Raw genomic sequence first — 16533 nt, forward strand, 5'->3', positions numbered from 1 at the left:
GTCTCACGCCACATCTAGCTATCAGTATAGATAGTTGTCCGGCTACCGGGAGTTCGACGACGATCCCCGGCGGCGGGCTTTGGCACCGAAGGCGCACACCCGCCGTTCGGCACGCAACTTTGTACCCGCCCGGACTGTCCGCGGCCTCCAGAAAGTAGTCTCATGCAACTCCAAGAACGCATCGACGCGTCCCGCATGTCCCTGTACCAATGGCTGATCGTCGGATTGTGCATCATCCTTAACGCCCTCGACGGCTTCGACGTTCTGGCCATGGCTTTCACGGCCAACAGCGTCACGCGCGAGTTCGGCCTCAGCGGGGCCGAGCTGGGCATCCTGCTGAGCTCCGGCCTGGTCGGCATGGCCATCGGGTCGCTGGGCCTTGCACCGTTCGCCGACGTCATCGGCCGCCGGCCCATGGTCTTGGTCTCCGTTGGCCTTGCCACCGCCGGCATGCTGCTCGCCTCACTGGCACATTCGGCAGTGGAGTTGGGGATCTGGCGCGTCGTCACGGGCCTGGGCATCGGCGGCATCCTGGCCTGCACCAACGTGATCGCCAGCGAATACTCCTCCAAACGCTGGCGCGGGCTGGCCATCAGCATCTACACGGCCGGCTACGGCATCGGCGCGACGCTGGGCGGCGCTGCCGCGGTCTCCCTCCAGGCAAACTTCGGCTGGCGCTCGGTCTTCGTGTTCGGCGGCATTTGCACCGGCGTCGTCCTGGTCCTGCTGGCGGTCCTGCTGCCCGAATCGGTGGACTTCCTGACCAGCCGTCGCCCGCGCAACGTCCTCGATCGCCTCAACAAGATTGCCCGCAAGATCGGCCAGCCCGAACTGACCCAGATCCCCGCGTCCGCCGCAGTGGCGCTGCACAGGAACAAGCTTTCTGAACTCTTCACCGCCGGCAACCGCCGTTCCACCTGGCTCGTCTGGCTGGCCTTCTTTGCCACCATGTTCGGGTTCTACTTCGTGAACAGCTGGACGCCGCGGCTGCTCGTCACCGCCGGCATGACCGAGAGTCAGGGCGTGATCGGCGGCCTCATGCTCACCCTGGGCGGCACCTTCGGTTCCCTGCTCTACGGCCTGCTCACCATCCGCTGGAACAGCCGCAAGGTGATGATCGCGTTTGCGGTCCTCTCGGCCGCCACCATGGTGATGTTCATCTCCACCGCGGGCATCCTCGCCCTGGCGTTCGTCGCGGGCGGCGTCGTCGGCATGCTGATCAACGGCTGCATCGCCGGCATGTACACCATCACCCCCGCCCTGTACGGCGCGTCCGTCCGGAGCACCGGCGTCGGCTGGGCGATCGGAATCGGCCGCGTCGGCGCCATCGTCGCCCCGCTCATCACCGGCGCCCTGCTGGACGCGCACTGGACAGCTTCCATGCTGTACATGGGCGTCGGCGCCGTGGTTCTCGTGGCGGGCGGCGCCGTAGCGGCGATGCGCCCGGCGCGGCAGGAGCCGGTTGCGCAGGACGACGTGGCGGAGGAAGTCCCGCTGTCCGTCTGACCGGAATTCGGCCGGCGCGGTTGCCGGCAAACCACGCAAGCGGACGACGGCGGGAAGCTCCCGCCGTCGTCCGCCTGCGTTTTGAGGGTCTCCCGGGGCGGCGGGGCTGCCTCCAGCCCCCGGGAACACGGCGAACTACGCCGTTGTTATTAACAGCGGACCTAAAATGACTAAGAGATATACAGCACTGATAATCCCGGCCCGGATCAGCGAACCTGTCCGGGTGGAAACCATCGAAACCGACCAGCGAACCCTACAAGGGCTGGTGGGCGGAGACCTTGAAAGAGTCAGCCGCGGAAACTGGCACGTCTACCTCAACGCCGAAGGCGTGATTACCCAGCTCCCGGCGAACCTGCGCGCCGCCCAACTGATGAACGACTGCGGCCTGGACCTCGCCGGCGTCGCGCGGGGCACCGCCGTGATCCTCGGCCATGGTGGCCATGGCGAGGACGCCGACGTCCCTGAGCACCTGATCCGGCTCGCGGAAGAGTTCTTTGACACCCGGCTGATCGCCTGAGCAAGGACCGGCAGCGCGGCTGACGGTCGCGCCGTAACCACGGCCGCTCCGTCCAGCCCGCTAGTCTTCAGCTCATGGTGCCGGAAATCCCCCTCGCGTTCTGTGCAGTGCTCGGAGCACTTGCCGTGTTTCAGTTGCTGCTGATCGTCGGGCTGCCGCTCGGCCGGTTTGCCTGGGGCGGCCAACGCGCGGTGCTTCCGGCGCGGCTCCGCGTCGGAAGTGCCGTGTCGATCGTCGTTTACGCTGCCTTTGCGCTGGTTGCCCTGGACCGGGCGGAATTCATTTCAGTCCTGCCAGCGCCCTCCATTGCGGTGGTGGCTATGTGGGTGATCGCGGCCTATTTGCTGTTCAGCGTCCTGCCCAACCTTGCCTCAAAGAGCAAGGACGAACGGCGTGTCATGGTCCCGGTGTCCCTTGTGCTGGCCGGCCTGGCGTTCCTGGTAGCCCTGGGCTGAGCTGCGCGGGGCTGGGCCAGGGCGTCGGCCTTAGCCGGCCAGAAAGCTCTCGACAGCAGTGAACGCCTGGACTTGGGACGACAGGGAAGCGCGCCAATCGTTCGGAATTTGCAGGGAGTGGTCGGCACCCGGGATTTCGACGAACGTGCCTGCAGTCTCGGATAAGCCGTCGATAACCCATAGCTTGTCTTTGGAGCCGCCGATCAGCAGATCACGTTTCCGAGTGCCGGTAAGCGTTCTCCGAATCACCCCATCCGTGAGGATAGGCGTAAGCCAAACACCCGGTACTTGAGCCTCTTCTGCCCAAGGAATAGCGAGGGTTCCAAATGATTTGGCCACGATGAGCCGTTCGGCGGCGCGCGGGGCCCCGGCAAACGCTTGTTCGACCGCCCGGGCGGCGAAGCCGCGGGGATCATCGCCGGGCTCGTCGTCCTCGGTCCAGCGGATTCCGTGAACTTGCCATCCGCGGTCCTTCAGCTGCTCCGCGGGCCAGAACAGTAGGGGAGATTCGACTTTGTAGCCCGCCCCCGGGACAAGCACGGCGACCTTGGGTTCACCTTGGGGATCGGACGCGCAGCCTGGCCAGAGGAAGGTCTCCATGTCGAAGATCCTAGGGTGTTTGATTCCTGGAGGCGGGTATTGCGCTTCCATGAGCCAGCACAGAGACGCCACCCGGCCATCGCCGGGTGGCGTCTCTGGATGGCCGCCCGCCTTCGGCAGGTCGCGGCGCGTGTTACCTCCGGCGGCTGGGGTCGCCGTCGTTGTTGGTGATCGACGCAACCGCGCCGGTCTGTTCGTCGAGCAGCACCTTGCCGGTGCGCTGCTTGTTGAAGTTGAACATGCCATTCACCGAGCCGGCGGTGGCGTCGGCGGAGGCGTCGCCGATCCGGCCGGTGTGCCAGTTGTCCTCGATGAAACGCAGGATCGAGGCCTGGTCAGTCTCGGTGTGGTCCACGAAGTTCTTTTTCGCAAAGGGGGAAATAACGACCAGCGGCTGGCGCGGGCCCGGGCCGCAGCGGTCGGCATAACCGCCGGCCATCGGGACGCCGCTGGCCGCGGCGCTCTGGCACCACGCGGCGTCGTCGGCACTGTTGGAAGAGTTCTTCACCTGGGCGGCGACGTGGTCGTACCAGCCGTCCGAGTCGTCGTAGGCGAGCACCACGGCCGTGTTCTCCCAGTTCTTGGACTTCTGGATCTGGTTGACGGTGTTGGTGATGAACTTCTGCTCGTCGACCGGGTCGGAGTAGGCGGCGTGGCCGTCCTGGTACATCCCCGCCTTCAGGAAGGAGACGGCCGGCATGTTGTCGGTATTGACCACCTTGTTGAAATCGGTGAGGTCGTACTGGTGGTTGGCCCTGCCGTTGTGGCCGATCTCTGCGTCCGACGCCGGCGCCACGTGGTGCGGGTTGGCGGTGGACGCGTAGTACTGGAACGGCTGGTGGTGGGGGGAGTAGTCAACGACGCTGGCGCCGGCGGCGTTCGTGTGGCTGGACAGGCACGACGCCGGGGTGGTTCCGGTCGCGGGCGTGGTCGGTGTGAAGCCGCCCTGGAACCAGCCCCAGGACGTGCCCTTTGCGCTGAGCAGGTCGCCGATGTTCTTGCCGTTCATGCCGGCCAGGTTGCCAGCCTTGGCGTGGCTGTTGTTCGAGCAATCGTCATAGACCGGGTCCGGGTCGTTGATGACCGTGCCAACGCCGTTCGCGTCTGGCTGGCGGACAGTGCTGCTGCCGCCCGCCGGCGTGGCCACGGGCTGCCCGGCAGCAGTGTATTCGGTGGCCCCGTGGGTCTGGCCGGAGACCAGGTTGAGCGCGCCCGGGGTGGAGGGCCCGAATACGGTGCTGAAGTGGTTGTCGCTCATAGCGTAGTTCTGGGCGTAGTTCCAGATGCCCGTGACGGTGTTTCCGTCGTAGTAGTCCATCGTCAACCCGGGGCGGCCGTACTGGTTGGTACCGCAGGAGTCCCGGCTGGTGTACTCAACGAATTTGTCCATCGCGCCGCCGTTGTAGGCCTTCTGCTCGGCGCCGTAGTTGTGGTCCTGGTCGCAGGTGACGGCCTGCATTGGCGAAAGCCGGGCCGGCTGCGCGGCGTTCGGGTTGTCCGGAGCCAGCAGGCCCGCGGTGGCGAGCGTGTTGATCTTCTTCGGCGTGTTCTTGGCCGCGGTGAACGCAGCCGCCTTGGTGCCGGTGCCCTGCTGGGTTTCACCGGGAATGTTGGCGGCCTTCGGATAGGTGGCGAAGTAGTGGTCGAACGAGACGTTTTCCTGGAAGATCACCACCACATGCTTGATCGGCGTTGCGGTTCCTTCGTGTTTTTCGCCGGCGGATGCCGGGCCCACGCCAACGCCGATCAGGCCGGCGGCCAGCGCCGATGCCGCCAGAGCGGTGGCGCTCGTGGCGGCAACGAAGCGTTTACGGGTGAAGCGGTTAGGGGAGAAGTGCTGCAAGGGGGTATCCAATCGTTTCTTTTCCAAGGCGTTGGGCGCGCTACTTGGCGGGGGCGACGGTGGCTTCGTAGGTGAGGATCTCGGTGCCGTTGCCCTCGTCACCGTTGTCCGGGGCCAGCTTCAAGGTGAGGTGGTTCCCGTCGGCGGTCATTTTGAACGGGTTGCGGGTTGCCACGTGCCCGGCGGTGGACCACTGCTGGAACGGGACGTCGCGGGTCACGCTGCGGGTCTTGAGATCGATCATGGCCATCCCGCCGAGTTCGTAGCTGGCGCCGGGGCCGCCAGCTCCGGGGGCCTGCGGGAGGTTGGTGATGCCCCCACAGAGCATCTTCGAGGTCGGCACGTACTGGCAGTCCTGGTAGTCGATGAAATAGTTCGGGTTCTGCCAGGTGGAGAGCTGCCTGCCGCGCAGGTCCCATTCGGCGAAGCGCCGCGATCCCCAGGTGTTGCCCACGAGGTGGCCGGTCTGCTTGTCCATGACGATGCCGCCGAAGTGGTCTTTCACCTCGAACTGCTTGTGCACGTCGAGGGTTTTTGCGTCCACCCGGTAGATGATGGCGCTGCTGCTGGGCCGGTACTGGGCAACAGGGACCCAGACGTTGGCGCCGTCGAAGTCGATGCCGCCGGGGTGGTACATGTCGCCCTCGCCCAGGATGATGTCCTTCTGCAGATTCCCGGCCTTGTCCATGACGAACAGGTGGCCGACGCCCTTGCCCGCCGTGCGGTCGAATCCTCCCTGCGGGGACGGGAACTTTGTGGTCGGCTCGATGATCTGCACGGCCGAGAGGAAGATGTGCTCCTGGCTGAAAGCGATTCCTTCCGTGTGGTACGTCGGAAACTTCAGCTTCAGCTTGCCGGTCTGCTGCCAGTTCGTGCTGCGGTCGACGCCGTTAAAGGCCTCGGCCAGCGCGCTGTCCGTTTCGCGGTGGCTGCCGGAACCGGCGCTGTTTGCGTTGGGCCGATCGTTGGTGCCGGCGGCCTGGGCTGCCGCCGTGCCGCCGATTGCGGACGCCGCCAGGACGAAGGCTGCGGCGGCCGTGAGGATGCCTCGGGTTCGAGTCGCGCTCATGGGGGAGCCTCTCAATGGATGGTTCTCAACAGGACCACCCCAAGTTACTTATCGGTAATGAACCCTTGATGGAGGGCTGGTAAACAGCCGGCTTCCCACATGGCGGCGGCTTTGCCGGCAAAGGGTCGAGGATGGAGGCACGCTTCTGCGCCGTGTTGTCCACGCGAGCGGACTGAGCGCGCCTAGAATTGGCCAGATGATGCCAGAACCAATCCGCGCCGCGAACGGGAAGAATTCCCTCCGCATCAGCGACGGCATCATCGAGTCCGTCTGGGCCCCCGGCTCGTTTGTCGACGTCGGTGACGCCCGGGATGCCATGCGGGCCACCGAGTTGATCAGCCAGGGCCGGCAGATGCCGATGCTCTCCGTCATGACTGACGTGGAAATCAGCGCCGCCGCCCGGTACGAGTTCGCCAAGTCTGTCGACGTTCTCGCCATTGCGGTCCTTGGCTCCAGCGCTGTCGACCGCGTCGTGGCCGCTGCCACGAGCCGGGACACAAAATACCCTCACGAATTCTTCACCTCTCGGCCCGACGCCGTCGCGTGGCTGAGCGGCTTTATCGAGAGCCCGGCAGAACTTGGGACGGACGACCTGGAAGCCTCGGTTCCCAGGCCCGCCTCGCACTAGCAGCCGACCGCCCTCGCCGCTGCCTCGATTTCGCACACCCGCGCCAAATAGCCCGGAACTGCTACGCTCCACGTATCGGGCCGGACCTGCGGCTACGGGTTGAGGAACGGCCGGCAGCAACTTCAGTTGTGAGCGAGGGAATCAGCATGACGGTTGCCGAAATCCAAGTGGACCAGCGCGTGATCGGGATCGACTCGCGGCGCTTCGCCTCGGTGGAGAAAGCGCTCGTGGAGCTGATTACCAACAGCGACGACAGCTACGCGCGGCTCGAAAAGGCCGGCGCCCACGTCAGTGGCCGGATCCATGTCCGGTACGAGCGGCACCTCACCGGGGCCGTGCTGATGGTCAGCGACCAGGCGGAAGGGATGTCCTTCGATCAGGCCGGCCGGATCCTCAGCTACGGCGGCGCGCACAGCCCGCTCGCGCGCGGCGAGGGTGACGGCCGCGGCTACTTCGGCCGCGGCCTCAAGCAAGCGATCTTCGGCCTGGGCCACGGTTGGATCGAGACCATCCAGGGCGGCCGCTTCACCCGGATCGACGTCTTCCGCGGCGAGAACGGCGGCTACCTCTACGACGACGGCGGCGAGGACCGCCGCGCGTTCCCGGCCGACTACGCCCGGCTGGGGATCGACGAAGCACCGGCTGCCAGCGGCACCCGGGTGAGCATCGTCGTCGACAATCCCCGCGTCCGGATCACCCAGTACAGCACCCTGCTGCAGTCCCTGTCCGACAACTTCTACCTGCGTGCGGTGCTGGGCCGGCGCAGCGTGGAGCTGGAGCACGGCCAGCCCGGATCGGGCGACCACCGAAGCGAGCCGGTCAGGTTCCAGGAGCCGCCTGCGGACCTGCTGCTCGGCCCGGACCAGGACGGAAGCGTCAGCTTTGAAGGCCGGGCGTATCCGTTCACCCTGACGTTGAAACGCGCCACAGGGACCGAGCTGACACTCAAGGGAGACGAGCGCACCAACGGCCTCGTCGTTCTGTCCGGGATGGCCGCACTGGATTGCCAGCTGTTCGCGTTCGAAAACCAGGTGGGCACCGAATACCTCTTCGGCGTCGTATCCTGCGACGCGCTGACCGGGATGCTGGGCCGCGGCCGGGCGATCATCAGCGACGAACGCGAGGGACTGAACCCCCGGGACCCCTTTGTGGCGGCGTTTTCCGAGGCCGTCAGCCGGATGATCGCCGGCGCCGTGCAGGCCGAGAAGGAAAAGCTCACGCATCTTGAGCGCGCCACCACCTCCGGGCGCACCGCCGAAATGATCGAGCACCTGCTGCAGCACATGAACGAGGCCGCCGTCGTCGACCTGGGCCTGGAAACCTCCCCGGCGCCCGGTGGCGGCTCCCCTGCGGGGGAGCGGCCCGCGGCGTTGCGCTTCACCACCCCCTTCTACTACCGTCCGCCGGGGCATCCGTTCCGTGTTTCCCTGCTGCTGGATCCGGCCCGGTTGCCCGACGGAATGCTCACGTTCGAGGTGGACCTGCCCGGCACGCTGCGGATCGACCCGGAACCTGTCCCGATCGCCGTCGGCGCGCTGGGGGAAGCGCGGCGGCTCGAATGGACCGTGACGGGGGAGCGGCCGGACGAACGGGGCCAGGTGACCGTCCGTGCCGGCGACTACTGGGCGTTGTGCGAAATCGTCATCGCCGAACACGCCTCGCACCGCAGCGCCGACCAGCCCCCGCATCATGCGGTGCCCGCCGATGCGCCGGTGCAGCCGGCGGCGCACCCGGAGGCCCGCCGCCCGAGCCGGGACCACGGCGTCGACCTCTTCACCGGCTACGAGTTCCGCAGCCTGCACAACAGTGCCGACCGTGCCGTCTACAGCGTGGACGAACGGAAGGTCATCATCAACACCGCCGCGCCCACGGTCCAGCTGTACGTTGACGGCCGTGGACGCTTCCGCGATTCGGCGCGCCTTTTGTTGGCCGAACTCTTCCTGGACGTGATCGCGGACGAGCTAGCCCGGCGCCGCGTGGAGCAGCACGGCCACGCCGGAGACCTCGAAGCTTTCAGGAGAGCCAAGCGGGACATCATCGGCCGCTACGGCAGCGACATCCACCGGACGTTCCTGGGGTGAGGCGCACGGCCACCCATTGACACTCCTTTGGCGCGGGCCTATTCTACAACCAAATGGTTGTAGATCAGTTGAGTGACGAAGCAGTCGACCGCTTGTTCCAGGCGTTCGCCGACTCGACCCGCCGGGACATCGTGCGCCGCGTGACGGTGGGGGAGTACTCCGTTTCCGGGCTCGCCGCGCTCTACGCCATGAGTTTCGCCGCCGTACAGAAGCATGTGGCGGTGCTGGAACGCGCTTCCCTGGTGACCAAGGAGAAACGCGGAAGGGAGCAGATCGTGCGGGCCAACCACGCGGGCTTGCACAAGGCCCGCAGTCTGCTCGATGAGTACGAGGTCATTTGGCGGCAGCGGACCGAACGGATCGCCGAGTTGCTGGGGCAAGCGGATCCACAAACCAACCAGAAGTCAGCAGGCAAGGCAGAAGGCACCGAAGCAGAAGCATAGGAAGGGTTCGACATGACAGTCATCAGTTCAGTCAAGAATCTTGAGGCCCTGAGCCTCAGCGTCGTCGCGGAGTTCGACGCCGGCGTCGAGCGCGTCTGGCAGATCTGGGCGGATCCGCGCCAGCTCGAGCGCTGGTGGGGCCCGCCCACCTGGCCGGCCACCTTCGAGAAGCACGACTTTGTCCCCGGCGGCGAGGCGAGCTACTACATGACGGGACCGGACGGGGAGAAAGCCCGCGGCTGGTGGCGCTTTGTCGCCATCGATGCCCCGCGCGGCCTGGAGTTCGACGACGGCTTCTCGGACGACAATGGCGAGCCGGTGGCCGAGATGGGCACGATCCATGGCGTCGTGACGCTGGAGCCGACCGGCGACCGCACCCGGATGACCGTGCTGTCCACCTTCGAGACGGAGGAGCAGATGGAGAAGATCGTCGCCATGGGAATGGAGGAGGGCATGAAGGGCGCCCTCGGCCAGGTGGACGCGATCCTCGCCGAGCACGCCAACGCCTGAGCGACGGGCGAACGTGCCACAGCGTTAACCAGGAGGACGACGGCGGAACTCAGCCCGCCGTCGTCCTCTGGGTTTGAACTAGTTGTTCAAGGCCGCGTACAGGTTCAGGCTGGCCGAGAACACCAGCCACGAAACGTACGGCAGCATCAGCACCCCGGCAGTCGTGCTGATCGGCCCGAAGTGCAGCACGGCCACGGTCGCGAACGCGGCGTGGGCGGCGATCACAAGCAGCGCCAGCCACAGGGCCGCGGTGCCCATCACCGGATAAAGGCCGAAGAACATCAGCGGCCACAAAAGGTTCAGCAGCAGCAGCCCGCCGTAGACTCTGAGCGCCGCGCGGCGCGGGAAGAGCCGTTGCCGCCACACCAGCCAAGCCGCCACGGCCATGGCCGCGTAAAGTACCAGCCACGCCGAGCCGAACATCCACCCCGGCGGGGTCCACGGCGCCGTGTCCGCGGCCGCGTACCAGTCGCTGTTCATCCTGATCGGCAGCGAACCGATTAGCGATACGGCCAAGGAAGCCGCCAGAAAACCGACGAGGGCCGCAATTTGCTGCCGCGGCGGGCGGGTGCCGGGGGCACGGGTGCCCGGGGCGCTTTGTTCAACGTTCAAGAGCACTGACCCACTGTGGACAACCGTGCGCCCTCCCGTCAAACTACGACGGCGGGACCTTGCGCAGTCGTCACCGTCATCTACGTCTGGAAGGACATCATGGGCAACGAAGCTTCATGGCAGGAAACCATCACTCCGGGCCGTTTTGCCGGCAGGACCGTTATCGTCACGGGCGCCGGCTCCGGCATCGGCCTGGCCACCGCGCTGCGCGTCGCGAAGGAGGGCGGCAAGGTCATCGCGGCGGACATCAGCAAGGAACGTCTGGATGACCTCGTGACCCGGAACGCGGGTCTGGATCTTGTGCCGGTGGCCGGCGACATCTCCACCGAGGAAACGGTCGCCGCCGTCGTGGCCGCCGCGGGCGGCCGCGTGGACGCGCTCGCGAACGTCGCAGGCATCATGGACAACTTCGCCCCGATCCACGAGGTGGACGACGCCGTCTGGGAGCGGGTCTTCCGGATCAACGTCACCGCCCTGAAGCGCCTGACCCGCGCCGTTGTGCCGCTGATGCTCGAGGCCGGCACCGGCTCCGTGGTCAATGTGACTTCCGAGGCCGGGCTGCGGGGGTCCGCCGCCGGCGCCGCCTATACCGCGTCCAAGCACGCCGTCGTCGGCCTGACCAAGAACTCCACGGTGATGTACGGGCCGAAGGGGCTGCGCTTCAACGCGGTGGCGCCCGGGGCAACGATCACCAACATCGTCGCCGACTGGGGCTCCCAGCTGGCCGCCGAGCGGCTGGGCCCGCTGATGGGCGCCAACATCCCGACCCCGGCCACAGCGGCGCAGCTGGCGGCCTCGATCACCTTCCTGCTCAGCGACGACGGCACCAACGTCAACGGTGCCATCCTTGCGTCCGACGGCGGCTGGTCCGCGCTGTAGGACGCCCAACTGACTGGCAGTAGTTGACGTTTTGAGGGCTCATAACGACAACTACTGCCAGCTAGTTGGGTGGGCGGGGCCCGGGATTCGCCCTCAGCCCGGAGTTCGCGAAATGATGTGGGCATGGAGCATACCGACCAGCAGCCCTGGGTGAAGAACTACCAGCCGGGCGTCCCGGCCGAGATCGAATTGCCCACGGAGTCGCTCGTCGCGATGCTGGAGCGGTCCGTGGCCGAGGCCGGAACCGCCCCCGCGCTGGAATTCTTCGGCCGCCGGACCAGCTACTCGGAGCTCGGCGAGCAGGTGGACCGGGCCGCCGAGGGGCTTCGCCGACTTGGTGTCCGGGCCGGCGACCGGGTCGCGCTGATCCTGCCGAACTGCCCGCAGCACGTCGTCGCCTTTTACGCGGTGCTGCGCCTGGGCGCCGTCGTCGTCGAACATAACCCGCTCTACACCTCCCGCGAACTGCGGCACCAGTTCGAGGACCACCAGGCCCGCGTCGTGATCGCCTGGGACAAGGCCGCCGCCGCCATCCGCGAGTTCCCCGCAGACATCGAAATCGACCACGTGGTCTCGGTCAACCTGCTTGAGGCGTTCCCTGCGGCCAAGCGCCTGGCCTTGGCCCTGCCGGTCAAGAAGCTGCGCGAAGCGCGGGCCTCGCTGACCGCCCCAGCGCCGGGAACCACGCCGTGGAAGCAGCTCCTGGGCCACGGCAGGATCGACCCCGCGCACCCGCGTCCCTCGGTGAACGACCTCGCCGCGATCCAGTACACCTCGGGCACCACCGGGCGGCCCAAGGGTGCGATGCTCACCCACTTCAACCTGTACTCCAACGCCCTGCAGGGGGAAGCCTGGATGGCCGGCGCGGAGTACCGCAAGGAAGTGTTCTACGCGATCCTGCCGATGTTCCACGCCTTCGGCATGACGCTGTATCTGACCTACGGCATCCGCAAACAGGGCCTGCTGGTCCTCTTCCCCAAGTTCGACCCGGACCTGGTGCTGGACGCGATGAAGAAGTCGCCCGCCACCGTGTACTGCGCGGTCCCGCCGATCTACGAGCGCACCGCGATGGCCGCGAAGGAGAAGGGCGTCTCGCTGCGCTCCTGCAGGTACTGCATCTCCGGCGCCATGAACTTGCCGGACCATGTCGTGGAGCTCTGGGAATCCGTCTCCGGCGGCCTGCTCGTGGAGGGCTACGGCATGACGGAGTCCTCTCCGGTGGCGCTCGGCAACCCCTTCCACCCCACACGCCGCACCGGGACCATCGGCGTCCCCTTCCCGTCGACCCTGATGAAGGTGGTCGACGTCGACGACCCGACCGTGGAGGTCCTGCAGGGCCAGCCTGGCGAGCTGCTGATCAAGGGGCCACAGGTCTTCCAGGGCTACTGGAACAACCCCGAGGAAACCGCGAAAACCCTCACCGCCGACGGCTGGCTGCGCACCGGCGACGTCGTGACCGTGGACCCGGACGGCTTCACCACCGTGGTGGACCGGGCCAAGGAACTCATCATCACCGGCGGTTTCAACGTGTCGCCCACCGAGGTGGAAGCGGTGCTGCGCCTGCACCCGGATGTCAGGGACGCCGCCGTCGTGGGCAAGCCGCTGGAGCGCGGCGGAGAAATGGTGGTGGCCGCCGTCGAACTTGAACCGGGCACCGCACTGGACGAAGACGCCCTCCGCGCCCACTGCCGCGAGCACCTCGCCGGCTACAAGGTCCCGCGCCGGATCGTCCCGGTGCCGGATCTTCCCCGCTCCATGCTCGGCAAAATCCTCCGCAAGCAGGTCCGCGAACAAGTCCTGCCGGGACTGTAGCCATGGGAGCATCCGCAGCGATCGACTTCACCTCCGACGTGCCCCGTCCCGGTGACCTCAACGTGTCCTGGATCCACGGCTCGGAGTCGGCGAAACACAACACGGACCCCGACATCCAGGTGCACGCCTATGACGCGCACACCTTCGTGCTGCGCCAGAATATGGCGGTCAATTACGAGGCGCCGTTCATGTTCCTGCTGTTCGGCAATGCCCGGGCCGTGCTGATCGACACCGGCGCCACGGCCTCCGCGGAGTTCTTCCCGCTGCGCCGCGTCGTCGACGGACTGATCGACACCTGGCTGGCCGCGCACCCCCGTGAGGGCTATGGGCTGCTGGTCCTGCACACCCATCCGCACGGTGACCATGTTGCGGGCGATGCCCAGTTCGCGGGCCGGCCGGGCACCCTTGTGGTGGATGCTGAGCAGCGCAGCGCGTGGGAGTTCTTCGGATTTGGGGACGACGACGGCGGTCCCGCCGGCGGTCCCGCAGACCGGCGGGCCCAGGTGGACCTGGGCGGCCGGGTCCTGAAGTGCTGGCCCAGCCCGGGACACCACAGCGCCGCCGTCACCTTCCACGACCCGTACACCGGCATCCTGCTCACCGGAGACACCGTTTACCCCGGGCGCCTCTACATCCACGACTGGCCGGCGTTTGTGGACACGATCGACCGGCTGATCCGATTCTGCGCCGCGCACCCCGTCAGCCATGTCATCGGCTGCCACATCGAAATGTCGCGGGAACCCGGCGTCGACTACCCGATCTACACCACCCACCAGCCGGACGAACCGCCGCTGCAGATGTCGGTGGACCAGCTGCAGGAGCTCGGCCGGGCGATCGACGTCGTCGGCGGGCGTCCCGGCCGCCATGTCTTCCCCGGCTTCGTGCTCTGCCTGAACAACTGAAAAGCCCCCGAGATGGCACTTCGCGGCAATGTTTGGGCGCAACACCGCCGCGAACTGTCATCTCGCTGCGCGCGGCGAGGGGCCAAGGGGCCTGTTGTCAGCGCCCCCGCAGGGACGCGGCAGCGGGTACTCCGGGCGGGAATTCGGGCAGCGCCCCGGCGGGCGTGTGGAAGATCCACAGCGAGAGCGCACGGTGGACGGCCCAGTCGTCGTCGGCTGCCCGCAGGGAGGCGACCTGGGATCCGTCCGGTTGCTCCGTGAGCCTGACGACCCGCAGCGGGACCGGGTCCGCCTCCGGCAGCCGGAGCATGATCACGCCGGACGCTGGAAGTGTTCCGTGCGGGAAACGGACGGCCGCGCCACCCACTGAAATGTCCAGCAGTTCACCCCTGGTGCCCGCTGCCTCCACCGGCGCCGCGACTTCCACGCGATAGGCGTTGCGGCGGGAGGTAGCGAATTCGACGGCCCGGATCCGCCGTGTGCCCAGAACCAGAACAGCGCCGGCCAGCACCAGCCAGGCGCCCGACGCCACCGTGGAACCTGCCGTGGTGCGCCAGGGAACCAGTCCGGCCAGCCCGGCCGCAGCGTAGAGAATGACTGCGGTGATCAGGACAACCATCACGATTAGGATGCGTGGCGTGCGGCCGCGGAGCCGTGAATCCGCGGCTCCCTTAGGCGTGACCTGGAACTCGAGGACGTTGCGGGACATAAGCCACCAGAAACATGCCAGGCCCACCGGTACGCGGAAGATCCGCAAAGCGAAGGCTGTGGGCCAGTGGATTTCGTTCCGCATGAGTTGCTTCGAACCCCAAAGCCGCACTGTGAACATGACCAGGAAGACCCCGAGGAACAAAAGGGGCCCGGCGGTGGAGGTCTGCGCCCCGGAAACCATGATCAGGACCGGAATCAGGAAGGCCACAAGCGTTGCGATGCCCTCCAGCCACCACAGCGTGCCGTTGAGGTACTCGTGGTAATTCCGCCACGACATCCAGCCCTTTGCAGCCCACAACTTCTCGTGCACGAGGATCTGCATCGCCCCCATGCCCCAGCGCCGGCGCTGCAGCAGGTACTGGTCCGGCGTAGCCGGTGCAAGCCCGACGGCGAGGGTCTGGTGGTGGTAGACGGTCCGCCAGCCGCGCCGGATGAGTTTCAGCGTGGTGTGCATGTCCTCGGTGATGGTTTCGGTGGCGACGCCGCCCACCTCTTCCAGCGCACTCACACGCAACAACGACGTCGACCCGCACCAGAACGGTCCTGCGCCGGGGACGTTACGGGAGGCCATGAGGACGTTGAAGAAAGTGCCCTGCTCGCCGGTGATGCCATCGTCGTCGAACGCGCCGCCGTTGTAGAACGACTGCGGACCCTGGATCAGGGCGACCTCTGGGTCCTCGAACCAGCCCAGGGTAGCGGTGAGGAAAGTCGGAAGCGGAACATGATCGCAGTCGAGCACCGCAATGATGTCGATGCCGGGGCCGCCCGCGGCACGGTCTGCGGCCATAAGGCCCAGGGCGTGGTTCATGTTGCCGGCCTTGGCATGGTCGTGGACCTCGCGGCGGACATACCGGGCGCCGTAGGCCGCGCACATTTCCTCCACCCAGGGTCGGTCACCGTCGTCGAGAACCCACGTTTCGTGCGCCGGGGCAAGCTCACAGGCCGCCGCCACCGTGGGCGTTAGGACTTCGATGGGCTCGTTGTACGTGGGGATCAGGACTGCCACCCGCATGCCGTTGGGGGCTTCGGCCACAGGGGCCGGCGGGTGGCTGTCGATGTTCCACACGGACCACGCCTTCAGGACCAGGCCGGCCAGCGGCAGGGCCTCGAAGGTCAACAGAATCCAGGCGATGGTCAGGTTCCACTCGCCGGACGGCAGAGTGAACAGCAGGCGCCAGGCCAGGTACAGGACCAGGGCGGCGATGGCGGCGATGCCGCCCACGTGGGCCAGCCGACGGGACCTGGGCGCCTCCGGCCCGGGGGTCCCAGCCGGGCGGCCCAGCCGGCAATACCCGCTCGGGTCAGCGACGTGGCGTCGAGTGGCGCAGGGCGGGATGGCGGTGCCGCACTGGTGTTGGCGGCGGGTGGTTCTTCAGACGGCGCGCTTTCGGAGCGCAGCCGCAGGGCCTCACGGGGCACCTGATCTCCCTCAGCTAGATCGGCTGCTAAAAATCTGATCATAGCTGTGGGACGGCGCACCCGGCCGAGGGTGCCGTTTTTCCTTGCAGAAAACTGCGGCTGTGCCGCGGGCGGGCCGTTTTTGCGGGGCCGTTTTCGCGGGGTGCCCGCGCGGTTGCGAGCCTAGTGGACTGCGATGGTCTCCGCTTCCTCGGGTCCGACAAAGCTGCACGCGCCCGGGTGGCGGACCGGCAGGGTGCAGGTGCGCCCGGTGGGCAGATGGACGTTGGCGCAGCGGCCGGCCATGGCCACGTCTTCCCGGACATGGGTGACGTGCGTGCTGCTCAGCTCGTGGGGCGAAGCGCCGCCGCTGGAGGGCAGGGGGCTGTCGGACGGATTGTGCTCTTGGCTGTTCACGGCTGAGACTCCTTGGGATCTGCTGTGCAGGAAGGGTTCTGTGCTAATCCGAAGTCACCAGCCTCGCACGGGCGGATTAACGCCGCGTTACCGGGGGGTTAGGTTCCCGTCTCATCGCTGCCGCACCTTTTGCCGCCGCCTTGATTTGCG

16 protein-coding genes are annotated in these 16533 nt (G+C 66.9%); 10 read left to right on the plus strand and 6 right to left on the minus strand.

Annotation, left to right across the window (positions count from 1 at the left end; genetic code table 11):
* Positions 1 to 162: 162 nt before the first annotated feature.
* The 3 genes from AC1DB8_RS00945 (at position 163) to AC1DB8_RS00955 (ending at position 2478) form a co-directional block, all read left to right on the plus strand.
* Positions 163 to 1506: an MFS transporter gene (locus AC1DB8_RS00945; RefSeq protein ID WP_441416720.1), complete on the plus strand. Its 1344-nt coding sequence runs from the start codon at positions 163 to 165 to the stop codon at positions 1504 to 1506.
* A gap of 166 nt (positions 1507 to 1672) precedes the next feature.
* Positions 1673 to 2023: a DUF3846 domain-containing protein gene (locus AC1DB8_RS00950; protein ID WP_441416721.1), complete on the plus strand. Its 351-nt coding sequence runs from the start codon at positions 1673 to 1675 to the stop codon at positions 2021 to 2023.
* Positions 2024 to 2097: 74 nt separating this feature from the next.
* Positions 2098 to 2478 carry a hypothetical protein gene (locus tag AC1DB8_RS00955; protein ID WP_441416722.1) on the plus strand — a complete coding sequence of 127 codons (381 nt, stop codon included), beginning with the start codon at positions 2098 to 2100 and terminating at the stop codon, positions 2476 to 2478.
* Positions 2479 to 2508: 30 nt separating this feature from the next.
* Here AC1DB8_RS00955 and AC1DB8_RS00960 read toward each other — a convergent pair whose 3' ends face one another.
* The 3 genes from AC1DB8_RS00960 to AC1DB8_RS00970 all read right to left on the minus strand — a co-directional run bounded on the left by AC1DB8_RS00960 (position 2509) and on the right by AC1DB8_RS00970 (position 5990).
* Positions 2509 to 3078, minus strand: a complete 570-nt coding sequence (locus AC1DB8_RS00960; protein WP_441416723.1) for an acyl-CoA dehydrogenase family protein — start codon at positions 3076 to 3078, stop codon at positions 2509 to 2511.
* Positions 3079 to 3211: 133 nt separating this feature from the next.
* Positions 3212 to 4933 carry a phospholipase C gene (locus AC1DB8_RS00965; RefSeq protein ID WP_441416724.1) on the minus strand — a complete coding sequence of 574 codons (1722 nt, stop codon included), beginning with the start codon at positions 4931 to 4933 and terminating at the stop codon, positions 3212 to 3214.
* Positions 4934 to 4961: 28 nt separating this feature from the next.
* On the minus strand, positions 4962 to 5990 hold the full coding sequence (locus AC1DB8_RS00970; RefSeq protein WP_441416725.1) for a DUF6454 family protein: 1029 nt from the start codon (positions 5988 to 5990) through the stop codon (positions 4962 to 4964).
* A gap of 196 nt (positions 5991 to 6186) precedes the next feature.
* Between AC1DB8_RS00970 and AC1DB8_RS00975 the strand changes: the two genes are divergently transcribed.
* The 4 genes from AC1DB8_RS00975 to AC1DB8_RS00990 all read left to right on the plus strand — a co-directional run bounded on the left by AC1DB8_RS00975 (position 6187) and on the right by AC1DB8_RS00990 (position 9652).
* Positions 6187 to 6618 (plus strand): DUF7793 family protein, encoded by a 432-nt coding sequence (locus AC1DB8_RS00975; protein WP_441416726.1) that lies wholly within the window; start codon positions 6187 to 6189, stop codon positions 6616 to 6618.
* A 146-nt stretch (positions 6619 to 6764) separates the two neighbouring features.
* The gene (locus tag AC1DB8_RS00980; protein ID WP_441416727.1) at positions 6765 to 8699 is read left to right on the plus strand and encodes an ATP-binding protein; all 1935 of its coding nucleotides are present in this window, start codon (positions 6765 to 6767) and stop codon (positions 8697 to 8699) included.
* A 53-nt stretch (positions 8700 to 8752) separates the two neighbouring features.
* The gene (locus AC1DB8_RS00985; RefSeq protein WP_441416728.1) at positions 8753 to 9142 is read left to right on the plus strand and encodes an ArsR/SmtB family transcription factor; all 390 of its coding nucleotides are present in this window, start codon (positions 8753 to 8755) and stop codon (positions 9140 to 9142) included.
* Positions 9143 to 9154: 12 nt separating this feature from the next.
* A complete protein-coding gene (locus AC1DB8_RS00990) occupies positions 9155 to 9652 on the plus strand; it encodes an SRPBCC family protein (RefSeq protein WP_441416729.1) in 498 nt (165 codons plus the stop codon).
* A 78-nt stretch (positions 9653 to 9730) separates the two neighbouring features.
* Here the strand turns inward: AC1DB8_RS00990 and AC1DB8_RS00995 are convergent, their stop codons facing one another.
* On the minus strand, positions 9731 to 10270 hold the full coding sequence (locus AC1DB8_RS00995) for a TspO/MBR family protein (protein WP_476891973.1): 540 nt from the start codon (positions 10268 to 10270) through the stop codon (positions 9731 to 9733).
* A 93-nt stretch (positions 10271 to 10363) separates the two neighbouring features.
* Here AC1DB8_RS00995 and AC1DB8_RS01000 point away from each other — a divergent pair, with 93 nt between their 5' ends.
* The 3 genes from AC1DB8_RS01000 (at position 10364) to AC1DB8_RS01010 (ending at position 13857) form a co-directional block, all read left to right on the plus strand.
* Entirely contained in the window at positions 10364 to 11143 is a 780-nt protein-coding gene (locus AC1DB8_RS01000; RefSeq protein WP_476891974.1) for an SDR family NAD(P)-dependent oxidoreductase, read from the plus strand.
* Between the two features lie 123 nt (positions 11144 to 11266).
* The gene (locus tag AC1DB8_RS01005; protein ID WP_441416732.1) at positions 11267 to 12955 is read left to right on the plus strand and encodes a long-chain-fatty-acid--CoA ligase; all 1689 of its coding nucleotides are present in this window, start codon (positions 11267 to 11269) and stop codon (positions 12953 to 12955) included.
* Positions 12956 to 12957: 2 nt separating this feature from the next.
* Positions 12958 to 13857 carry an MBL fold metallo-hydrolase gene (locus AC1DB8_RS01010; protein WP_441416733.1) on the plus strand — a complete coding sequence of 300 codons (900 nt, stop codon included), beginning with the start codon at positions 12958 to 12960 and terminating at the stop codon, positions 13855 to 13857.
* Positions 13858 to 13954: 97 nt separating this feature from the next.
* Here AC1DB8_RS01010 and AC1DB8_RS01015 read toward each other — a convergent pair whose 3' ends face one another.
* Positions 13955 to 15790 (minus strand): glycosyltransferase family 2 protein, encoded by a 1836-nt coding sequence (locus AC1DB8_RS01015; RefSeq protein ID WP_476891975.1) that lies wholly within the window; start codon positions 15788 to 15790, stop codon positions 13955 to 13957.
* Positions 15791 to 16149: 359 nt separating this feature from the next.
* Positions 16150 to 16383 carry a hypothetical protein gene (locus AC1DB8_RS01020; protein ID WP_441416735.1) on the minus strand — a complete coding sequence of 78 codons (234 nt, stop codon included), beginning with the start codon at positions 16381 to 16383 and terminating at the stop codon, positions 16150 to 16152.
* Positions 16384 to 16533: the final 150 nt, after the last annotated feature.

It is taken from the genome of Arthrobacter sp. 10N410 (genome assembly GCF_056394945.1).